At 38.9% G+C, this 19664-nt stretch carries 20 protein-coding genes and 7 tRNA genes; 2 read left to right on the top strand and 25 right to left on the bottom strand.

Annotation, left to right across the window (positions count from 1 at the left end; all coding sequences use genetic code 11):
• Positions 1–25: 25 nt before the first annotated feature.
• From QA584_RS02465 to QA584_RS02405, 13 genes are all read right to left on the bottom strand, one after another.
• Entirely contained in the window at positions 26–1321 is a 1296-nt protein-coding gene (locus QA584_RS02465) for an amidohydrolase family protein (RefSeq protein WP_278272921.1), read from the bottom strand.
• A 23-nt stretch (positions 1322–1344) separates the two neighbouring features.
• Positions 1345–1938, bottom strand: coding sequence for a nucleotidyltransferase family protein (locus QA584_RS02460; RefSeq protein ID WP_278272920.1), 594 nt, complete (start codon positions 1936–1938; stop codon positions 1345–1347).
• 584 nt (positions 1939–2522) lie between these two features.
• Positions 2523–3044 (bottom strand): hypothetical protein, encoded by a 522-nt coding sequence (locus tag QA584_RS02455; protein WP_278272919.1) that lies wholly within the window; start codon positions 3042–3044, stop codon positions 2523–2525.
• A 21-nt stretch (positions 3045–3065) separates the two neighbouring features.
• Positions 3066–4328 (bottom strand): XdhC family protein, encoded by a 1263-nt coding sequence (locus QA584_RS02450; protein WP_278272918.1) that lies wholly within the window; start codon positions 4326–4328, stop codon positions 3066–3068.
• The gene (locus QA584_RS02445; protein WP_278272917.1) at positions 4312–4821 is read right to left on the bottom strand and encodes a MogA/MoaB family molybdenum cofactor biosynthesis protein; all 510 of its coding nucleotides are present in this window, start codon (positions 4819–4821) and stop codon (positions 4312–4314) included. Before QA584_RS02445 ends, QA584_RS02450 begins: the two co-directional genes overlap by 17 nt.
• The gene (locus QA584_RS02440) at positions 4811–5239 is read right to left on the bottom strand and encodes an MOSC domain-containing protein (protein ID WP_278272916.1); all 429 of its coding nucleotides are present in this window, start codon (positions 5237–5239) and stop codon (positions 4811–4813) included. The genes QA584_RS02445 and QA584_RS02440 overlap by 11 nt, the downstream gene beginning before the upstream one ends.
• 127 nt (positions 5240–5366) lie before the next feature.
• Positions 5367–6338 (bottom strand): GTP 3',8-cyclase MoaA, encoded by a 972-nt coding sequence (moaA, locus tag QA584_RS02435; protein WP_278272915.1) that lies wholly within the window; start codon positions 6336–6338, stop codon positions 5367–5369.
• A 54-nt stretch (positions 6339–6392) separates the two neighbouring features.
• Positions 6393–6881 (bottom strand): cyclic pyranopterin monophosphate synthase MoaC, encoded by a 489-nt coding sequence (moaC, locus tag QA584_RS02430; RefSeq protein ID WP_278272914.1) that lies wholly within the window; start codon positions 6879–6881, stop codon positions 6393–6395.
• 183 nt (positions 6882–7064) lie between these two features.
• Positions 7065–8084, bottom strand: coding sequence for a molybdopterin-binding protein (locus QA584_RS02425; protein ID WP_278272913.1), 1020 nt, complete (start codon positions 8082–8084; stop codon positions 7065–7067).
• A 193-nt stretch (positions 8085–8277) separates the two neighbouring features.
• Positions 8278–8868: a TetR/AcrR family transcriptional regulator gene (locus QA584_RS02420; RefSeq protein ID WP_278272912.1), complete on the bottom strand. Its 591-nt coding sequence runs from the start codon at positions 8866–8868 to the stop codon at positions 8278–8280.
• An 88-nt stretch (positions 8869–8956) separates the two neighbouring features.
• Entirely contained in the window at positions 8957–10270 is a 1314-nt protein-coding gene (locus tag QA584_RS02415; RefSeq protein ID WP_278272911.1) for an amidohydrolase family protein, read from the bottom strand.
• A 380-nt stretch (positions 10271–10650) separates the two neighbouring features.
• Positions 10651–11367 carry a M48 family metallopeptidase gene (locus QA584_RS02410; protein ID WP_278272910.1) on the bottom strand — a complete coding sequence of 239 codons (717 nt, stop codon included), beginning with the start codon at positions 11365–11367 and terminating at the stop codon, positions 10651–10653.
• A gap of 14 nt (positions 11368–11381) precedes the next feature.
• A complete protein-coding gene (locus tag QA584_RS02405; RefSeq protein WP_278272909.1) occupies positions 11382–11732 on the bottom strand; it encodes a winged helix-turn-helix transcriptional regulator in 351 nt (116 codons plus the stop codon).
• Positions 11733–11933: 201 nt separating this feature from the next.
• On the opposite strand from QA584_RS02405, the gene QA584_RS02400 reads away from it, so the two are divergent.
• A complete protein-coding gene (locus tag QA584_RS02400; RefSeq protein WP_278272908.1) occupies positions 11934–12329 on the top strand; it encodes a pyridoxamine 5'-phosphate oxidase family protein in 396 nt (131 codons plus the stop codon).
• Between the two features lie 88 nt (positions 12330–12417).
• Here QA584_RS02400 and QA584_RS02395 read toward each other — a convergent pair whose 3' ends face one another.
• The 11 genes from QA584_RS02395 to QA584_RS02345 form a co-directional block, all read right to left on the bottom strand.
• Positions 12418–13266, bottom strand: coding sequence for a DegV family protein (locus tag QA584_RS02395; protein ID WP_278272907.1), 849 nt, complete (start codon positions 13264–13266; stop codon positions 12418–12420).
• Positions 13267–13512: 246 nt separating this feature from the next.
• Positions 13513–13592 (bottom strand) — tRNA-Leu (locus QA584_RS02390).
• Positions 13593–13619: 27 nt separating this feature from the next.
• Positions 13620–13692 (bottom strand) — tRNA-Lys (locus QA584_RS02385).
• Between the two features lie 40 nt (positions 13693–13732).
• Positions 13733–13804, bottom strand: a tRNA-Gln gene (locus QA584_RS02380).
• 15 nt (positions 13805–13819) lie between these two features.
• A tRNA-His gene (locus QA584_RS02375) sits at positions 13820–13893 on the bottom strand.
• 123 nt (positions 13894–14016) lie between these two features.
• A tRNA-Arg gene (locus QA584_RS02370) sits at positions 14017–14090 on the bottom strand.
• A gap of 28 nt (positions 14091–14118) precedes the next feature.
• Positions 14119–14189 (bottom strand) — tRNA-Gly (locus QA584_RS02365).
• Between the two features lie 68 nt (positions 14190–14257).
• Positions 14258–14332, bottom strand: a tRNA-Pro gene (locus QA584_RS02360).
• A gap of 178 nt (positions 14333–14510) precedes the next feature.
• On the bottom strand, positions 14511–14990 hold the full coding sequence (locus tag QA584_RS02355) for a metallophosphoesterase family protein (RefSeq protein ID WP_278272906.1): 480 nt from the start codon (positions 14988–14990) through the stop codon (positions 14511–14513).
• Between the two features lie 17 nt (positions 14991–15007).
• Positions 15008–15631 carry an XTP/dITP diphosphatase gene (locus QA584_RS02350; protein ID WP_278272905.1) on the bottom strand — a complete coding sequence of 208 codons (624 nt, stop codon included), beginning with the start codon at positions 15629–15631 and terminating at the stop codon, positions 15008–15010.
• A gap of 17 nt (positions 15632–15648) precedes the next feature.
• The gene (locus tag QA584_RS02345) at positions 15649–16965 is read right to left on the bottom strand and encodes an N-acetylmuramoyl-L-alanine amidase family protein (protein ID WP_278272904.1); all 1317 of its coding nucleotides are present in this window, start codon (positions 16963–16965) and stop codon (positions 15649–15651) included.
• 277 nt (positions 16966–17242) lie between these two features.
• Here QA584_RS02345 and QA584_RS02340 point away from each other — a divergent pair, with 277 nt between their 5' ends.
• Positions 17243–18160, top strand: coding sequence for an alpha/beta fold hydrolase (locus QA584_RS02340; protein ID WP_278272903.1), 918 nt, complete (start codon positions 17243–17245; stop codon positions 18158–18160).
• Between the two features lie 193 nt (positions 18161–18353).
• On the opposite strand, the gene QA584_RS02335 is transcribed toward QA584_RS02340, so the two are convergent.
• The gene (locus QA584_RS02335) at positions 18354–19538 is read right to left on the bottom strand and encodes a THUMP domain-containing class I SAM-dependent RNA methyltransferase (protein WP_278272902.1); all 1185 of its coding nucleotides are present in this window, start codon (positions 19536–19538) and stop codon (positions 18354–18356) included.
• Positions 19539–19664: the final 126 nt, after the last annotated feature.

The following is a 19664-nucleotide window of genomic DNA, read 5'->3' as shown; positions in this document are numbered from 1 at the left end:
ACCTCCTAAACATTCGGTTTATCCACTATAGTCCTAATTTCCGACTGATATATCCACCGTGGCCTCCTAAAAATATACCCTGATCCACAATTTGATTTCCTCTTAAGAATACTCCCTGTATTTTTCCCTTTACACTTCTTTTATGATAAATGGAATCCTCATCCTGTATTTCTACCGTAATACTGTCATCAAATATCACAACATCCCCATCCGCGCCTGGAATCAGCGTACCTTTTCTCGGGTACATTCCATAAGCTTTTGCCGGTCCTTCGGTGAATTTAGGAATGATTGCCGGTCCGAATTCCGAAAACATAGTAACAAAGGAATAACGGATGCCCCCAACTCCCATGGGAATCTGACTGGTCCTGAAAGCCTTTTTAAGGGCAGTATCAAAAGGACAGTGATCGGTTCCGATAACCGTAATCTCCTCCATATATTTATTAATAAGTTTCCGCTCCTTTTCCTCCCTTAAGGGAGGAGTCATGGTATAGAGATATCCTTCTTCTTTTTCATACCAATCGCTGTTAAATAAAAAATAATGAGGACAGCTTTCTAAAATTATGGTTTTATTGGTAAGCTCTCTTTGGTAATTCTCCGAAAGCAGCTTTACAGAACTGCCGGCACTGACATGGACAATATACAATAAGCCGTCCCGTTCTCTGGCAAGTTCGGCAAGTTTTAGGATTTCCGTTCTCTCACTGATTACAGGTCTTGATTTTTCATGGTCTTTTACCAGGATATTGCTATCACTCTTTACCAGGAGGTCATTCTCTGCATGGACCACAATCCGGCACTTTAATTCCTTGGACACTTTTAGTAATGAATCAATATAATCATCATAGGTTCTCCGGTCCGTATTAGAATAAGTGGTAAATAACTTAACCGAGGGGATTCCTTCCCTTAAGCCTGCCTGTATAATATCTTCTGCACTATCTGCCGGATTTGCTATGGTTGTATGGAATCCATAATCGGTTACACTTCCACTTGCCAGCTCCCTGCGGTTACGCAAAGCTTCTTCAAACTGACCGACATATTTTATAGGATCCAGAAAATCAATATAGGTGGTAACGCCTCCCAATGCCCCCTGAATGGAACCGGAATGAAAATCATCTTTGGAGGTGTTAGCCCCTACAGTCAAATGAAAGTGAACATGTGGATCGATAAACCCCGGCAGAACCATATTGCCCTTTGCATCGTATTCTTTTTTACAAGGTAAAAATTCTTTGGTTATGGTGTTAATTATTCCGTCTTTTATATAAATATTTTCTTCATATAGTTCCCCATCTATATAAACTCTGCCGTTAACAATTCCTAAATCCACTAAGTATCACTCCAATCTATTTATTACTTTTCATTACCATTAGACTTTACACTTTTAAACCGTATTACCTTTTCATAATCCAACTGAGTATCTACATCTAATAATATGCTCTCATCCTCTGTCTCTATTTGCGTTATCTGCTTTTTATTCAAATACAATTTTAGATTGGAATCCTCCGGTTCTGCTAAAATTTCTTTTATACAGCTAAAGGGCAGCAATATAGGATGTCCTCCCCTCCCCTGGTATACCGGTTTTACAATTTCGCCTTCATTCTCTAAGAGCTTTCTCAAGATATCCGTAGTAATAAGAGGATAATCTCCTGGAGTCAAAAAGAAACGGGAAGCGGTAACTTCTGTTATTCCCCTTTTTACTGAGGTAAACATGCCTTTCTCAAACTCCTTATTCGTTACCACCAAAACTTTGTCTTTATAGCTTTCTACCAGAGGATAAAGCCTCTCCACCTGATAACCTCCCACTACAATAATGCGGTTACATACAGGGAAAAATGCGTCAATTACATGTTGTAATATCGGTTTTCCTTCCAGGCTAAGTTCCATTTTAAACGCATTGGCTCTGGAGGAGTAACCTCCTGCCAGAATTACGGCATCCGTGTTCATATTTATACCCTTTGTATATCCCAAGCTCCCCTGGAATACTGCCACAAATATCCTTTTGGACTAGATTCTTTCAATCTTTGAAAGAATTATATCGTGGCAACCTTTCATTTCTTATAATACTTTTTACCATTAATTTCTTTTTACCTTCCCGTCACTCCTCTTTACTGGGTATCCCAAACAATAGAGGAAGAGGATGCTCTTTTTCACGTTGACCATTGAGTCCTAGATTGATTAGTCAATCAAAATTATACCAGAACTGCTCCCCAACTCGTTAGATTCCAACGCTTACCGGCTGCCAATTCGGTAATAAAATCCTTACCTCCTCTTGCGATAAGGGCACTCAGACCCTCCGCCAAAACATTGCAAGTAGTGATTACTCCCAGACAGGATATTTCATTAAAAGGGAACTTAAAGAATTTTCTATACAATAAAAAAAGGCGGAATACATTACTTTCGTAACATATCTCGCCTATGAGTTAAAATTTATTGTATGTAGTTTACCACCGGTATATTGAAAAGTCAAATGTTTTTTATTTGCAGTTCTCACCTATTTGTTAAGTTCCTTTTTTCTGAGAATCTATTCGTTACTTAGCGTCTGTTTTTATTACAAATGTGTATTCATATTCTTCTCCATCCCTATCATATACAAAGGAGACTCCTCTTACCACATTTCCATCTAAATAATCATTACGATCAGAACTTAAACCAGTCGCTATGTGAGGAGTTAATTCATATTGCAGTGTATCTTCCTTTAATTCTAACTGTGTCTCCCTAGTTAAATTTTCAGAATATTTTCGTGTTCCATCCTTATTTAATAAACAGTCCTTAACTACTATTTGATCAGGATACTTTTTTCCAAATTGTATTATAATGATTTCTCCAATTTTTATATATGGTATTTCTTCATTTTCAATTAAGTTTTTAGTTAATTGTTCCTCTGTATCCTCCCTATCAACTTCATTATCCTCCAATTTTTCAACAGTGTATGGTATTTCTTTACCTTTAACAGAGATTGTTAGTTCAGGTGCTTTTTGTTTTGACGAACAACCAACAACTGAAAAAACATTGAGACATAGTATAAATAAAATAATTACCATATTTTTCAAAATAGTACTCCTCACAGTTTCTTATATGCAATCCTCAATCAGAACTTCCATAATCCCCCCACACACCATACCTTCCGATTCCGCTGTCTCTCCGGTCATATCTATGGTCTGTAACAGAAAGGATTTACTGCCGATTATTCCAACGGCATTGTGTATCACTTGTGCTTCACTGCAGCCACCGCCGATACTTCCTGCAATCTGACCCGTTTCATAAACAATCATTTTAGCTCCTACTCCTCTTGGGGTGGAGCCTTTCGTATCAATAACGGTAACAATACTTTTGGGAATATCTTCCTCACTGGCTAACAGCTCAAGCACCTTAAGGTCTAAATCAGACCGGTTCACAGTAAAGGTTTCATTCCGGTCCAGGCGTTTTCTGCTGATAAGCTGAGCCAGAATGGAGATGCTGATTTCTTCTGGCGTTACGGCACCGATGGAAAGCCCGATAGGGGTACAGATGCGGTTTATCCGCTCTTTGTCAAAACCTTCTTCCTTTAACATATCCAAAACTACCCCAACCCGCCTCCTTGAGCCTATCATACCAAGATAGATTGTCTCCGGCTGTCTTAAAATATATCTTAAACACTCCGTATCATGCCTGTGCCCCCTTGTAATAACCACAAGGTAATCATAGGCCGTCAGTTTTAACTGCTCCAGGGCTTTTCCAAAACTCTCACAGATCACATTCTCTGCGTAGGGGAATCTGGCTTTATTGGCAAAGGAGGGTCTGTCATCCACTACGGTTACGGAATAACCGGTTTTCGCGCTAAACTCAGCAAGCGGCAGGGCAATGTGACCACCTCCAAGGATAATAAGCCTCTCTCTTGGATAAAAAGGTTCCATAAAGATGGTTTTTTCACCCTCTTTCATAACTTTGGGCTTTCCAGATTTTAGAACTTCTTTTGCAGAGTTTATGAAATCCATATCTGTTAATGTCGTATCTATTAACTCTATATCCTTTTTTCTGTTATCTGTTATTACATTATTATCTATTCTGTTATTATCTACTCTGTTATTATCTACTCTGTTATTATCTACTCCATTATCCGTTATTCTGTTGATATATGTTATTCCATTACCTGGTGATTCATGATTTGTGAGACTGCTCTTAGTATTCCGGTCAGTAAACATATCCGCTGTATTTAATACGTTCCGGTCAAAGTCACTATTTAAAGTTCCGGCTGTTTTCCCGAGGGTGGTTATGACCAGCTTATTCTCATTGTTATCCAAGGCTTTCAACAGCTTCCCATAGAAATTCATAAGTTCCCTATTCCTTTCTGGCACATTCACCAGTCATCCCTTTTAATATCATCAACCCATGCTCTAGCTCACTCATAATATAAGTAAGGCTTTCTTTTACAGCTTTGGGGCTTCCGGGAAGGTTGACAATCAGAGCCTGTTTACGGATCCCTGCTGTTCCGCGGCTTAACATGGCACGTTTGGTGATAGTCATGCTGTAAGCCCTGATGGCTTCCGGAATTCCAGGCACCAGGCGTTCCGATACCGCCAGCGTAGCTTCCGGAGTAACATCCCTTACAGAAAAGCCGGTGCCTCCAGTAGTAAGAATTAAATCACAGATATCCTCGTCTGCAAGGCGTTTCATCTCCTGCTCCAGTTCCTCCACTTCATCCGGTAATATACTATAACTTGCCACCATATATCCCCACTCCGTAATGATATCCCTTATAGCCGTCCCGCTTAAATCTTCTCTTTCCCCTGCAGCTCCTTTATCACTTGCAGTAAGGATACCGACCCGGAATTTATGCTCAAATGACATATAAATCATCTCCTACTTTTATAGTCCCGCCTTTTAAGACTCTTGCAAATACCCCTTCTCTAGGCATAATGCAGTCCCCCACCTGTTTATATATCTCGCAATGGGAGTGGCATTCCTTTCCAATCTGAGTCAATTCAAGTTCAGCTTCCCCGCAGGAGAATTTAGTCCCTACCGGTAGGCTTTTAAAATCAATTCCCTCCACTAACAGGTTTTCGCCAAATGCTCCCTCTAAAACAGCAGCACCCCTTTTACGGAATTCTTCTACTTTATCAAAGGATAAGAGGCTGACCTGGCGATGCCAGTTCCCGGCATGGGCATCCTGGTCCAGCCCAAAGTTTGGGATTAATTTTGCCTCGTTGACATTAACTTTTTTAGTGCCCCTCTTTTCACTGATACATACTGCCATTACTTTACCCATTTTTATACCCATCGCATATCGCAAGTTCACTTACGATACTGCCACATAATAAAATGTGAAATAAGTTTCACAGGTTGAAAGAATCGTAATGTGGTATCCTTTCCATTCTAATATTTTCTTCCAACCTTTAACCTCCAATCTGAACCATGTTGCGCCATTCCACATCCTGCCCTTTTTCTTCATGAAAGCAGTGATGGGCAGGTTTCTGATAAATAACTTCTTTAAGGAGTTCTGCCAGCTTATCTTTTGATATATGGTTTTCAAGATATGGCTTTAGGGAAATCCCCTCCATGTGATGGAGGCAAAGTTTTATATCCCCTGCCGCCGTTAAGCGTATCCGGTTACATGTCCCGCAGAATTCATGGCTCATAGCAGTGATAAAGCCAATACTACCAGAAAGACCTGGAAAATCATAATAAACTGCCGGACCGTTACCAAATTTCTTAGGATTTAACCGACTGGCTCCATATTTGTCTTCCAGTATTTTTTTCACTGTCTGGTACGGTATTAATTGAAATTCTTTTCCAAGACCAATCGGCATCAGCTCTATAAAGCGAACCAGAATATTTCCACCAGAAAACTCTGCTATTTTAGTAAGTTCCTCTTCACCAATCTTATTGATCGGAACGCAATTTAACTTTGTTTTAATCCCCAAAGAAGAAATTTCCCGGATACCCGCCAAAACCTCATCTAATTTATCAAACCTGGTCAGCACCTTAAACCGCTTGGGGTCTATGGTATCAAGACTTATATTGATACCGTCAAGACCTGCCTGTTTTAAATCCTTTGCCATATTTTTTAGTAAAATACCATTCGTAGTCATAGTTACTACTTCAATTCCCTTAATACCTTTTATTTTTCCTATAAGGTTTGGAATATCTTTTCTGACTAAGGGTTCCCCACCGGTAATTTTAATTTTCTTAATGCCAAGCAAAGCGGCCGCTTCTGCTGTCGTTACTATTTCTTCAAAACTTAGAATATCCGAAGGGTTTAAACATTCTATACCTTCCTCTGGCATACAGTATAAACAACGTAAATTACAGCGGTCAGTTACCGAAATTCTCATATAATCTATGTTCCTGCCATATTGATCTATCATCTGCTGCTCCAATCTAATGGGTCAAATTGTTAACATAACTACAGAACTGCTGTCTTACTTTTCCTTGGGATTACGATAATTTCCGCTTTTCCCTCCAGTCTTTTTAGCAAGATAAACCTCTGTGATTTCCATATTCTTATCAACAGCTTTACACATATCATAAATAGTGAGTAAGGCAACCGTTGCTCCGGTTAATGCCTCCATCTCAACTCCTGTTTTGCCATATAGTTTTGCCACCGCGGTAACTGTAATCTTACTTTGTGCTTCCTCTATTGTAAAGTCGATGGAACTGCCGGTTAACATAAGCGGGTGGCACATGGGTATTAAATCTCCGGTTCGTTTTATGGCCATGATTCCTGCCACTCTTGCAACTCCAAGAACATCTCCCTTTGTAACTTCCCCACTTTTAATTAGGTCAAGTACCTCTTTATTTACTATTATGCTCCCTTTTGCAACGGCTGTTCTCTCCGTCACTTCTTTCTCAGTAACATCTACCATAACCGCATTGCCGCGGCTGTCAAAATGGCTGAATTGATTATCCATGGTATCACCTGATTTCTATCGTATTATTAATTTGATTGATTGTCCAATCTAATGACCTGGTACGAAAAGGCATTACACCAAATATAGCAGATACATCTACCCTTTACTTTTCAAATTTTTACTTTCTTAATTCTTTACCTTCTTAATTCTTTTCCTTCTTAATTCCTTACAAATTAATAATTACTACTTTCCAAAACCACAGTTTGGAAATGTACATACTTCGCAGTTTAAGCAAAGCCCGCCATGACCAAGATTGGCAAGATCCTCATTGGTTATCCGGTCATTTGCCATAATACGTGGTAGTACAAGGTCAAATATTGTCCGCCTGGAATACATGACACAGCCGGGAAGACCAATAACAGGAATAGTACCTTTATAATAAGAAAGAAGGAACATTGCTCCAGGCAGTACCGGTGCGCCGTAAGAGATAAGCTCGGCACCGGTATTCTTTATAGCGGTTGGAGTAGTATCATCCGGGTCCACGCTCATACCACCGGTACATATGATAAAATCTGCTCCCTCCTCTATAAATGTTAGGATTGCACCGGTAATTTTATCCGTATCATCATTAACGATGCTCTGACCTAAAACTTCAACAGAATATTCACTTAACTTATCCCTTATTACAGGACCAAAGGCATCCTTTATCCTGCCGTAAAACACTTCATTACCAGTGGTAACAATACCTGCCTTTTTGTTTACAAAGGGCAGTATCTGAAGTATTGGTTCCTTCCCCGCGATTTCTTTTGCTAAATTTAATTTTTTTTCTTCTATTACCAGAGGTATGACTCTGGTGCCGGCTAACTTATCCCCTTTCTTAACCGGAAAATCCCCATGCCTTGTGGCAATCATGATTTCCCCCAGAGAATTAATCTGCCTCAGCCGCTTTTTATCTGCTTTAAACAGACCATCTATAGAAGCCAATATGTCTATCTTTCCTTCTTTTATTTCCGAAGGAGTCATATGTTCATTCTTACAGATTTCATATAGTATTTCGGCCGCTTCATTTTCATGAAGGATTCCTTCTGTTTTCTCCCAGATATAAAGATGGTCCTTGCCTATGGATAATAAAACCGGTATATCTTCTTCTGTAACAATATGACCTTTACGAAATACTGTTTCCTTGGCCACATCTTTTACAATCCTGGTTATGTCATGACATATTACATGTCCCACTGCTTCCGTCGTATTAATCAGTTTCAAAAATTCACTTCCTTTTTTATATGAAACGTTTATAATAAAAAAGATGTAAATAGACAGACTCCTACCTGTATTTTACACCTATGTAAATTCGATTATATTATTCCGTTGTCTTATGTGTATATTTATCTAAATACCTTTTCTTGTGTTTTACCTTTTGGCATATGCTTTTACATTTTTCATATGTTTTTAACGCTTATTCTTTTATGGCTTTTATTATTATGCTTTTACATAATTTAAAATATTCCTCCACATTAAACCGGCCTTTATTAATTAGAAACTGTATGGATGCACCTTCTAAGAGAGATACAATAAGGTAAGGAAGATATTCCCTCTTTTGTTTTGACAGATCCGGTTCATACTTATCTAGCATTTCACCAATTTCTTTCCTCCATCCCTCAAAGGAAGCGGCAAAGGCTGTCTGAATCTCAGTATTAATATGTCCCTGAACCCAGAAATCAATCTCAGCAAAATCATATTCCTCTTCTTTTAGAATAAATTCCAGCTTTTGTCTGATAAATACATCGAGCTGCCCTTCCAGAGTATTTTTCGCATCTACTTTTAAACGATCCCTGATTTCTAAACACCGCCTTAATACTTTCTTTTGCAAAGCAAGCATCAAATCATTTTTTGTCTTATAATAATAATGTAAATTCGACTGTACCATTCCGGCTCTGTCCGCAATTAAATGCATTCTGGTTCCGCATATGGTATTTTCAATAACAACCTCCAGTGCTGCATCCAGTATCTTCTCCTCTGGCTTTTCATCCCCGTTTTTAATTCTCATGTATCCCATCCTTTCTGGATTACCCTATAGTATAACTTGGCTCCCACTTTGTGTCAATCGCTTTGTTCAATTAATCAATCTAATCCTTTTACATCAACTGCCTCAAATCCTTAACCGTATCCCTTATCTCAATCCGGCTTCCAGAAACGTATTTATCACAGATATGTCTATCATCCGATAAATAAATCACTCGTTCCAGTCTCTGTTTTAAGTTAAGAGGCTGCGGGTGAGCTAAACTGCTGTCATCTATAATAACCGCATCAAATTCATACCCTTCTAAAAAACTCCCTACCTTGCCAAAGAATGCTCCGCCGCCTTTCGTTCCCATATAAAAAGCTTCTTCTATGGTCAGGGGCTTTAAATCAGAATCCACTAAACGCCACCGAAGCTTGGATACCTGTATCGCAGCTGCCATAGCTTTAAATATGGAGTTAGAACTCCCTGCTGCCACATCTGAGCCCAGTCCCACCGGCACTTTCTCCTCAAGGAATTTTCTTACCGGTGCAATGCCTGAGGATAAATTCGTGTTAGATTCCGGACAATGAGCAACAAATACCTGATTTTTCTTCATCAGCTCAATCTCTTCTTCCGTTATGTATACACAATGTGCCATAACAGTTGGTACTTTCCCTCCAAATAGTCCAAAACGGTCATAGGCATCACTATAGCTTTTTGCCTCTTTACAAAGTTCCCTGACCCATTTCACTTCTGCAATATTTTCAGACAGGTGGGACTGTACGGGACACATATATTCCTCCGAAAGAGCTGCCAGTTCCTTAAGCAATGCCTCTGAACAGGTGGGCAGAAACCTTGGGGTAATAATTGGTGCCACATTCTTATACTTTTTAAGGGCGTCTTTTAACCATCTTCTGGTACTCTTAGCAGACCAGGCACTGGACTCACAAAGATAATCGGGACTGTTCCGGTCCATGTTTACTTTTCCTACCAGACACTTAAGTCCGGTTGCCTCAAGAAGCTCCATTAACAAGACCGTGGCTTCCTCATGAATTGTTCCAAATATACAGGCTCTTGTAGTCGCACTGTTCTTTAAGTCATTTACAAATATAGTATAAGCCTTTTTTGCATACTCCAAATCGGAATACCTGGCTTCTTCTGGAAAGGTATTCTCATTCAGCCAGTCAATCAGCTCCAAATCCATGGAAAGACCCCGGAAAGCATACTGGGGTCCGTGGATATGAAGGTCTGTAAGTCCTGGTATTATCAGCCTGTCACCGTAATCCGTTACTCTTATATTAAGATAGCCCTCCGGCAGGTTATTATAAACCCCCATTACTTTTCCGTTTTCACATATTAGATACCCCTTTGGTACATAACGTATCTGATCTATGGAATCCGGATAAATAATATTTCCCTTTAGTGCAAAACAACCGGTCTCTCTCATAAAAATCACCTTCTAAACTTAAATGAATTTATTGCTGTTACATTACTCTAATAATTAATAATCAAGGTATCTGATTTTGAATAAACAAAAAAAATACCAAAAATAACCGTCTTTTCTCCATCGAAAGATACTCTAGACCACTATTTATGGTATTTCTTAATTTATTAGAACCTTCATGTAACTATCAATTTAATTCCGCTAAAACTATTCGTTTATTCAAAATAGCCGTTTACCCTACTCATTTGATAATATTAGCTTATAAAATAGTTTATGTCAATACTTAATATTTTGTGTCGACTAATAAATATTTACTATGTTTATTATGTTCATTTTCACACCAATGCTTATTACACAGTAATGATTTAAATTATCAGGCATCACTAATAGTAGATTCCCTGCCGCTCCAATAATTTCTTCCGCTCCTTATAATCGGGCATAATACTGCCAAGCATGGCATAAAACCTGGTGCTGTGATTCGGATGGATAAAATGTGTCAGTTCGTGGGCCGCTACATATTCAATACAGACAAGAGGTGCATGGATTAGTGCCGTATTTAAGGTGATCCGGCTGTCGTATACGGCACAGGAACCCCAGCGGGCTTTCATTTTCCTTATCTTTATGTCGGGCATGGGGATTTTGTAGGAAAGGAACTTTGGATGGACGGCATTTACCACCTGATAAAATACACCTTTTATAAATTCCTTATACCACTTATCCCATAATGACCCAATCTTCTTCTGATCTTTGGGGTACTTTGTATGAATCCTGATATCTGTGTCTGTTAATTCAATGTAGTTTTCGGTTGATGCAGTGATATGGAGCTGATACTGCATTCCAAGAAGCTTTATGATACTTCCCTCCCCAGGCTCAAACTCATGATTACTATCAGGTTCTCTGTTTTCAAACCGTTCCAGGCTCTTTTCAATCCAGTCTGCTTTTCGTAAAATAAAATCCTCGATATATTTTTTGCTGACCCGGTTACTGGCAGAAATAATAATCCTTCCGTCTGCTTTTACATGTAAGTTAATATTTTTTACCTTTTTCCGGATAAGTTCATAAGTTATGGCTCTGCCTCCGATTTGAATCGTCTCCGTCATGTGTATGTTATCCTTTACTTTTGGGTGGTTTCTCTGCTTTTTAGATACGTAATATATTTCGTTCCGAAACTGTTGAACTGCTTCAGTACCGGAATGAATTCCCTTCCAATCTCTGTAAGGGAATACTCCACTTTCGGAGGGACTTCCGGATAAACATACCTGTTAATCATGCCATATTCCTCCAGAGTACGCAGCTGCTTTGTCAGTGCAGCCTGGGTAATACCCGGTATTTTACGCTGCAGTTCGCCAAAGCGATGGGTTTTTTCGGTTAAATGAAAAATAATCAAAATAGCCCATTTGCCTGTAAAGATTTTCTGCGCCGTAGTATACGGGCAGACTCCGAATAAGTCAACTTCCTGCTCCATGTAAATTTCCTTTCTGTTTCGTTTATTCGCTATAATTTAATTATCATTCAGATATTTAAACCTTAGCAATGTAATCCTGACAACTGCTTAGTATATATTTTATACTAACACAATAAAATAATCGTACTTGTTAGAACTTTTATATCTGCTATAATTGTTCTGTAAAGCATTATAACATAGATTAATGAAAGGAACAATATCATGAATAAAGCAGCTCAATTTTTAGCAGACAGCCAGACTTTTTACTTAGCTACCGTAGAAGATGACCAGCCCCGCGTACGCCCCTTTGGTGCAGTTATGGAATGGGAAGGAAAAGTTTATATCAGTACAAACAATAAGAAGGAGGTATATGCTCAGATTCTTAAGAATCCCAAGGTAGAGATTACTTCTATGGACAAGTCCTACAATTGGATCCGTATTGCCGGCAAGTTAGTACCCGATGACAGAAGAGAAGCCAAGGAAGCTATGTTAAAGGCTCAGCCTGGTTTAGAGAAAATGTACAGCATCGACGACGGTATATTAGCAGTTCTTTATTTTACCGAAGCTACTGCAACCATCTATAATATAAGCGGCGGCAAAGAAGAAGTTCAGTTATAATAATTTTCAAAAGATATTAATCCGCCTGATCAAGCTAATACTAGTTTCAGGCGGATATCTAAGTAATATGATCTTTTCGTTTCAAAATTTATTGCTCTACATAACAAACACCTATGGTTCCCGGCCCGGAATAAACTCCTACTATGGCACTGATCTGTCCAATCAGGTATACATGTTTAATACTGGGAAGCTTTATTAACTGCTCGTAAACTTTTTCTGCATCTTCTTTTGAATTACCATGAACGATATAGGCATCACATTGTTTCTGTTCAGCGGTTTCCTTCCCTAACTCCGTCAGTCTATTTAAGGATTTATTTCTTCCCCTGACCTTAGCATAGGTGTAACATTGTCCATGGTCTTCATCAAAACCGACAATTGGTTTGATATCCAGAAAATCACCGATGGTTGCAGAGATTTTTCCTATCCTGCCCCCCTTTTTTGCATACTCTAGCGTACCAAAGACAAAGAAGAAGTGCATCCGCTTTTTCATCTCAGGAATTTGATTGGCTATTTCCTGAAAGCTTTTCCCTGCGTTAATAAGTTCACCGCATTGTTTCAATATAATACCTTCGCACACAGAAGTTGATTTGGTATCATACACATAGGTTTTTATCTCCGGGAATTGTTCACTGACCAGTTTAAATGCATTATACGTACCGGATAAACCACTTGAGATAACCACCGCTATGACATGCGTATAGTTCTCTTCTGCTAATTTCTTATAAATCCTCTCGATATCCTCCATAGCCGGCAAGGAAGACTTTGGTATTTCGATGTTCATATTTTCGTAAATCTCTTCCGGTGTAATATCTACCTTGTCCGTATATTCCCTGTCACTATATATAATCTTGAAAGGCAAAATACGTATATTATATTGATTCACAGTTTCTAAATCGATGTCACAAGCCGAATCTGTAATTAGTGCAATTTTATCCATAAGGTTAATCTCCTTCAAATAATATGTAACTACTGATAAAGAGTATCCTATCCAATGCCGCTTGACTTATAGTAAGTACCGGTAGACCATATCCCTCTGCGTTTATTATTCTTTACCGTTTTATACCGGTTATTCAAACCATATAACTTCAATAAATATTACTGAGCTTAAGACAAGTCCCTTGTCTCCTCAAATCGTTAAAAAGACCCCGTAAGCACAAAACTTACGAGGTCTTTCTCTCTCTACTGCGGATGACAGGAATTGAACCTGCACGGTCTCCCACTAGATCCTAAGTCTAGCGCGTCTGCCAGTTCCGCCACATCCGCATAATAACTAATAAAAAAAAATAAAAATGAGACATCCGGGATTCGAACCCGGGACACCTTGATTAAAAGTCAAGTGCTCTACCGACTGAGCTAATATCCCATCTAATTTATATATTCTGATTAATCTAATTAATCAGAAACTGGGCTAGCTGGATTCGAACCAGCGACTGCAGGAGTCAAAGTCCTGTGCCTTACCGCTTGGCGACAGCCCAAAGGTTTCAAACCAGGGTGGATAAAGGGATTCGAACCCTTGGCCTCCAGAGCCACAATCTGGCGCGCTAACCAACTGCGCTATACCCACCGTATTCAATTACGTTATCTTTATCTTGTCCGATATCATACTATAATATGTTAGTTAATTTTACAAACAAAAGTAATATGATTGTATATCATTCTTATGATTAAACCGTTCAAGATAAAAAAACGTGCCAGAAGGGATTCGAACCCCCGACACATGGCTTAGAAGGCCATTGCTCTATCCAACTGAGCTACTAGCACACTTTAAGATATGCTGTTACACACATCAAGCGGGTGATGGGAATCGAACCCACGTATCTAGCTTGGAAGGCTAGTGTTCTACCATTGAACTACACCCGCATATTTCATAAAACGCTTGTTGCTTCATAATTCTTATCCAAGAAATCACTTCTTATAAGATGATTCAATCGGGGTGACAGGATTCGAACCTGCGACCTCTTGATCCCAAATCAAACGCGCTAGCCAAGCTGCGCTACACCCCGCTTTATAAGAATTTTTTCTTGTCGTCCGTGACGCAAGAACTATTATATAATAGGGATTCTATATTGTCAACAACTTTTTTAATTTTTTTTAGCATTTTACTACTAAATTGAAAAGAAAGGTGTTTACAGGGTGCTATCCGGCTTTATTGCTTTTATAGTCCTATTGTTAACCCTTTATTTATAAATAATTCAAAGTAAAATGTGCCTGCCCGTTCTGATCGATCTCCATAATAATGTAAGAAGGTTTTCCGCCCTCCTGCCGGGGCTGGGTTATACTTCCCGGGTTAACAGCCCAGACGGCACCACTCATATCAATAAGAGGTCTATGGGTATGTCCGAATATCGCAATATCGGCACCATACTGCAATGCAATCTCTTTTAATCGTTCTGTACCGAAATTCACACCATACCGGTGCCCATGAGTAAGAAATATTGTGTAATTACCCAATGTCAATAACTTGTCCTTTTCAAGTCCGGTAAAGTAATCATTATTCCCCGGAACCATCTCTGCCCTGCAGCCCACAATCTTTCTGATATACTCTTCACTGCCTTCAAAATCACCTAGGTGAAGGAATACATCAATCGGTTTTACTTTTTCCAATACCTTCTCAAGATTCGTATTCCTTCCGTGAGAGTCACTTACTATTAATATTTTCATATAAACTCCAGCCTAATTTATAAATGTGAAATTTTTTCTCCGGATTTTTCATATGCCCGTATCACATCTTTCATTGCTTCCAGGGCTTTTCCTCTGTGACTGATCTTATTTTTTATATCTGTGGACAGCTCGGCTGAGGTGCATCCGTACTCCGGCACCCAAAAGATCGGGTCATATCCAAAACCGCCATCCCCCGCTATTTCATTACCAATAAACCCTTCAATTGTTGCTCTTTTCGTAACAATTTCCCCATCTGGAAATGCGCAGGCTATGACGCATACAAACCTTGCACTTCTCTCTTCTAAGGGCAGACCCTTTAGCTGGTCAAGTATATAATTATTTTTTATATCATAAGAAGTAGTTTCACCAAGAAACCGTGCAGAATAAATTCCAGGTGCTTTATCCATGGCATCAACTTCAAGCCCGGAATCATCTGCCAGTACCATTTCACCGGTAAGTTCCATGATTGTTCTGGCTTTTATAATGGCATTTTCTTCAAATGTACTGCCGTCTTCTACAATATCAATACAAATCCCCGCATCTTTCATCGATATAATATCATAATCCAGATCCTTTAAAATCAAACGGATTTCTTTTAATTTACCTTCATTGGTCGTAGCAAATATTATCCTGTTCCTCATACGTTTCCTCTTACCCTTTATTTTTTCATTTTATCAAAAGACCTTAAAATCACTCTGTTCACAGCTTCTGCAATGGCCCTTTGATTTTCATCCTTTAACAGGAAATTCAAATCCTCCTGGTTGGACATAAATGCTACCTCTATTAGAACCACCGGAACTTTTGACTTACCTACAATAACCATTTCACTGCCTGGCACCAGTCCCCGGTTGACTCTGTGGGTCACCTTTTTGATTTCTTCGAAGGCTATCTCTGCCAGTTGTTCCGACAAAAATCCAGCTCCCTGCTGATTCTCGTTATATAAGACCTCAGAACCATAAGGCTCTGCTGATTCGCTGGAATTGCAATGAAGACTTATGAATAAATCCGCCTCTACGTCATTAGCAAAATTAACTCTGGGATTTAAAAAAATAGTATTATCCCCAGTCCTTGTATAATATACCTTATAATCTTCCTGGTCCAGTATTTCCTTAAGTTTTAATATCATACTAAGATTCATATCCTTCTCATAATACTGCTCTCCTTTTGAGAAGGTCCCGCAATCCTTGCCGCCATGACCAGCATCAATGACAACTATTTTGTCATAAACATCCTTAGGGCGCCTTAAATCCACATAGATATTTGCTTCATCCTGATAAAGCACCGGTGCATATATAAAATCCAGCGCTATGTTAATGGTTACAGTATATTGGTGGTCAATCTCTTCCTGTCTGTATTCAATACTGTAATCTTTTACTGGATCAGATAAAGGTGTCTGAGAAACAGTACCATAATCCGTTATTTTACCGTTTGCAGATATTACTTTTGGTATTAACAACCTTTCATTCTCTGAGTCCTTGTTAAGACTTGTTTGGATGGGAGCTGTCTCACTGCCTTGCTTGGATTTAGAGGCATCCATTCTTTGGGAGACTTTGCTCCCTGGTGTGCCGGTAAATTCCGTGTCCTGATTTATTCTCACAAGAGAAGTTCCGTCAAAGGTTTCTTTTTTAACCCCCGGAATAGTCAGGCGTATGCTTCTGTCCATGTAAAGGTCTTCTATATCAACCGTATATTGAGCTTTGTCCGGTTTCTTAATAACCAGGTATTTATCTCCCAGTTTATCTAGTATGTTACCATCATATAACGCCTTCTTATCCGAATCTCCCGCCTTACCGGAATCAGTAGGCAGCAAGTTCCCCTTATCTGATTCCGGATTCGAGGAATCGCCGTTTAAACGATTGCTGTCTGCATAGGTTAAAGTTTGGTCATAGTGTGATATTACAACAGATATCAAAACTACCACTAACATTAATGCAACACTGTTGACAGCCATATGTCTAAGAAGTTTTTCATCCATTTACTTTCCCCCTGATATGAGAATTATACTATGCATTATAAAATTCTACAATATAGTTTTTGATATTACAAAAATTTTATCCATGGTTTCCTCTTCTTATATTATCAGGTATTAGGAATGATGATTTTTATGGCATTTAATGGAATAAATTTGCATATTTTACATGTTTTTGGTATAATAGAAGCAAAGTAGTATTGTTCTTCCATATACCGCATATATCATATTATATCATATATCAATCAACGATTGATCAATGGGGCAGGAAAGGGGTTCTAGTATGGATTCAAATGCAGAACTGATTGTACAAAAAGATGGATATAAGTCCATTTTGTATCATTTTTTCAGTGCAGCGGAACCAAAAGCAAGTATTGTAATTTTACATGGAATGGCCGAACACCATAAACGCTATTATCCCTTTGTCAAATTTTTAAACGCCAATGATATTGACGTTTACCTATATGACCACCGGGGACATGGTACGGATAAACTTATGAAAGAATTAGGATACTTTAGTGAATCGAAAGGTTATAAAAAAGTTGTTGAAGACGCTCTTTTAATCCTACAGCATGTCAATCAGAATAAGCGGAGCAATAAACTGATCCTGATGGGACACAGCATGGGTTCCCTAATTGCCCGTAATGTTATACAGCAGTACGATGGTATGGATGGTGTTATCTTGTGTGGAACCACTCATCCTTCCAGGCTTAAAACCAGACCTGGAAAGGCACTTGCTGCAATGATCCAATTTCTCTATGGACCTACCCACCGGTCACCCTTCCTTAATACGATGATGTTTGGCGGGAAATCCTATTCAAGCCTGATTACCCGTACTTCCTTTGACTGGCTTTCAAGAAACAACCCGTCTGTCGGCGCCTATATACATGATCCTTACTGCGGCTATATCTGTACGATAAGCTTTTATCATGACCTGTTAATGTTAGTATCGAATGCTTCAAACACTTCGCTGATGAAAAAGACACGAAATTCCCTGCCCATCCTGGTTATTTCCGGCGGTTGTGATCCTGTGGGGGGTAATGGCAAAGAAGTAAAACATATGCTTTCTTTATATAATAAGTGGGGTTATAACCGTGTTACCGGTAAGCTGTATCCAGAATGCAGACATGAATTGCTTCAGGAACTTAATGCAGATGAAATTATGAAGGATATTCAGACCTGGATTATGAAACAACTCTAGATTTACTAAAGAACGCCCTACTCGTATTTGTGAATAATCTAAAGTATAAAGGCAAACATTTGTAATAAACACCTTCTTGACTTTGTATAAATAAAATACATCTATAGAAGAATGCTTTAATAAAATGATTACTTATCAAACATTTTATTAAAGCATTCTTTTTAGATGTATGAGGTGTTTATTTCTTACTTATCTATGATATTGTATTATTATTCTGAGGAAAATTATCCTTGGTATCTCTTTTCGGTGGTCTTGGACCCATAAATTGATAGAAATACGTCTTAAGCATACCATTATAAATTTTACGGTTTTTATCTGCTTTTCTTCCGATATATTTCTGAGCATCCTCATAACTGGTGATAATAAAATAAGACCAGGCATCCAGTGCATTAAATGTTCTGCCTATCTCTTTATATAATCCCGGCAGAGCTTCTTTTTCCTCTAGTCGCTCACCATACGGGGGATTTGTTATTATAAAGCCATATTTTTTGTTATGGCTTAAATCGCTTACCGACCTCTGCTGAAAATGAATATATTGATCCACTTCTGCCAAAGCCGCATTTTGTCTGGCTGCTTTTACTATTTCGCCGTCCAGGTCATAGCCCTGGATCGTCATATCCACAGCAGTTCTCCTCACATCATTTGCTTCTTCAATAGCAGAGTACCAGGCTTTTTTAGGAATTAACCCACTCCAGTTTTCGGACAGGAAGGAACGGTTCATACCAGGTGCTATATTAGCTCCTATCATAGCAGCTTCAATTGGTATTGTACCGCTGCCGCAGAAAGGGTCTATGAGAATCCTGTCTTTATTCCAGGGTGTCAGCAGTATTAAGGCTGCAGCCAGGGTCTCCGTAATTGGAGCTTTACTTGCAAGCTTACGATATCCGCGTTTATGAAGAGATTCACCGGAAGTATCTATTCCAATGGTTATTTCATCTTTCATAAAGGTAACCCGGATAGGGAATTCATTGCCGTCTTCCGGAAACCATTCAATTTTATATACTTTTTTAAGTCGTTCTACGATAGCCTTTTTCATAATGGACTGGATATCGGAGGGACTGAATAATTTACTTTTTATGGAGGTGGCTTTCGCTACCCAGAACTTACCGTTGGCAGGAATATAATTTTCCCAGGGAATTGCCTTAGTCTTTTCAAATAATTCCTCAAAAGATTCTGCCCTAAACTTATCCACCTTTAATAAAATACGCTCCGTGGTTCTTAAAAATATATTAGCCCTGCTTACCGCCGATTCGTCACCGGTAAATATAACTCTTCCGTCTTCCACCTGTTTTATTTCATATCCTAAATCATCTATCTCTTTCTTTAAAACACTTTCCAAGCCGAAATGGCATGGCGCCAAATACTCATACTGGCTCATCCTTTTGTGCTCCCATCTGCGTAATCTACGCGTACCGATTTGTTAACTGAATCTCACTTTTATATGCCGTTTAAACCTCGGTCTCACTGCTGCCTGAGGTTAATTCACTGACAATAGATTATAACA

It is taken from the genome of Anaerocolumna sp. AGMB13025 (genome assembly GCF_029689925.1).
In the GTDB taxonomy this organism is placed as follows: domain Bacteria; phylum Bacillota; class Clostridia; order Lachnospirales; family Lachnospiraceae; genus Anaerocolumna.
The sequence above is the reverse complement of the archived record's forward strand: the minus strand, read 5'-3'. Positions and strand labels throughout refer to the sequence as shown.

Bases quoted from the DNA above. Each gene is read 5' to 3' on its own strand.
- QA584_RS02460 (WP_278272920.1), bottom strand. From the start codon at position 1,938: ATGAACACGGATGCCGTAATTCTGGCAGGAGGTTACTCCTCCAGAGCC.
- QA584_RS02445 (WP_278272917.1), bottom strand. From the start codon at position 4,821: ATGTCATTTGAGCATAAATTCCGGGTCGGTATCCTTACTGCAAGTGAT.
- QA584_RS02440 (WP_278272916.1), bottom strand. From the start codon at position 5,239: ATGGGTAAAGTAATGGCAGTATGTATCAGTGAAAAGAGGGGCACTAAA.
- moaA (WP_278272915.1), bottom strand. From the start codon at position 6,338: ATGATAGATCAATATGGCAGGAACATAGATTATATGAGAATTTCGGTA.
- moaC (WP_278272914.1), bottom strand. From the start codon at position 6,881: ATGGATAATCAATTCAGCCATTTTGACAGCCGCGGCAATGCGGTTATG.
- QA584_RS02420 (WP_278272912.1), bottom strand. From the start codon at position 8,868: ATGAGAATTAAAAACGGGGATGAAAAGCCAGAGGAGAAGATACTGGAT.
- QA584_RS02415 (WP_278272911.1), bottom strand. From the start codon at position 10,270: ATGAGAGAGACCGGTTGTTTTGCACTAAAGGGAAATATTATTTATCCG.
- QA584_RS02410 (WP_278272910.1), bottom strand. From the start codon at position 11,367: ATGACGGAGACGATTCAAATCGGAGGCAGAGCCATAACTTATGAACTT.
- QA584_RS02405 (WP_278272909.1), bottom strand. From the start codon at position 11,732: ATGGAGCAGGAAGTTGACTTATTCGGAGTCTGCCCGTATACTACGGCG.
- QA584_RS02400 (WP_278272908.1), top strand. From the start codon at position 11,934: ATGAATAAAGCAGCTCAATTTTTAGCAGACAGCCAGACTTTTTACTTA.
- QA584_RS02395 (WP_278272907.1), bottom strand. From the start codon at position 13,266: ATGGATAAAATTGCACTAATTACAGATTCGGCTTGTGACATCGATTTA.
- QA584_RS02355 (WP_278272906.1), bottom strand. From the start codon at position 14,990: ATGAAAATATTAATAGTAAGTGACTCTCACGGAAGGAATACGAATCTT.
- QA584_RS02350 (WP_278272905.1), bottom strand. From the start codon at position 15,631: ATGAGGAACAGGATAATATTTGCTACGACCAATGAAGGTAAATTAAAA.
- QA584_RS02345 (WP_278272904.1), bottom strand. From the start codon at position 16,965: ATGGATGAAAAACTTCTTAGACATATGGCTGTCAACAGTGTTGCATTA.
- QA584_RS02340 (WP_278272903.1), top strand. From the start codon at position 17,243: ATGGATTCAAATGCAGAACTGATTGTACAAAAAGATGGATATAAGTCC.
- QA584_RS02335 (WP_278272902.1), bottom strand. From the start codon at position 19,538: ATGAGCCAGTATGAGTATTTGGCGCCATGCCATTTCGGCTTGGAAAGT.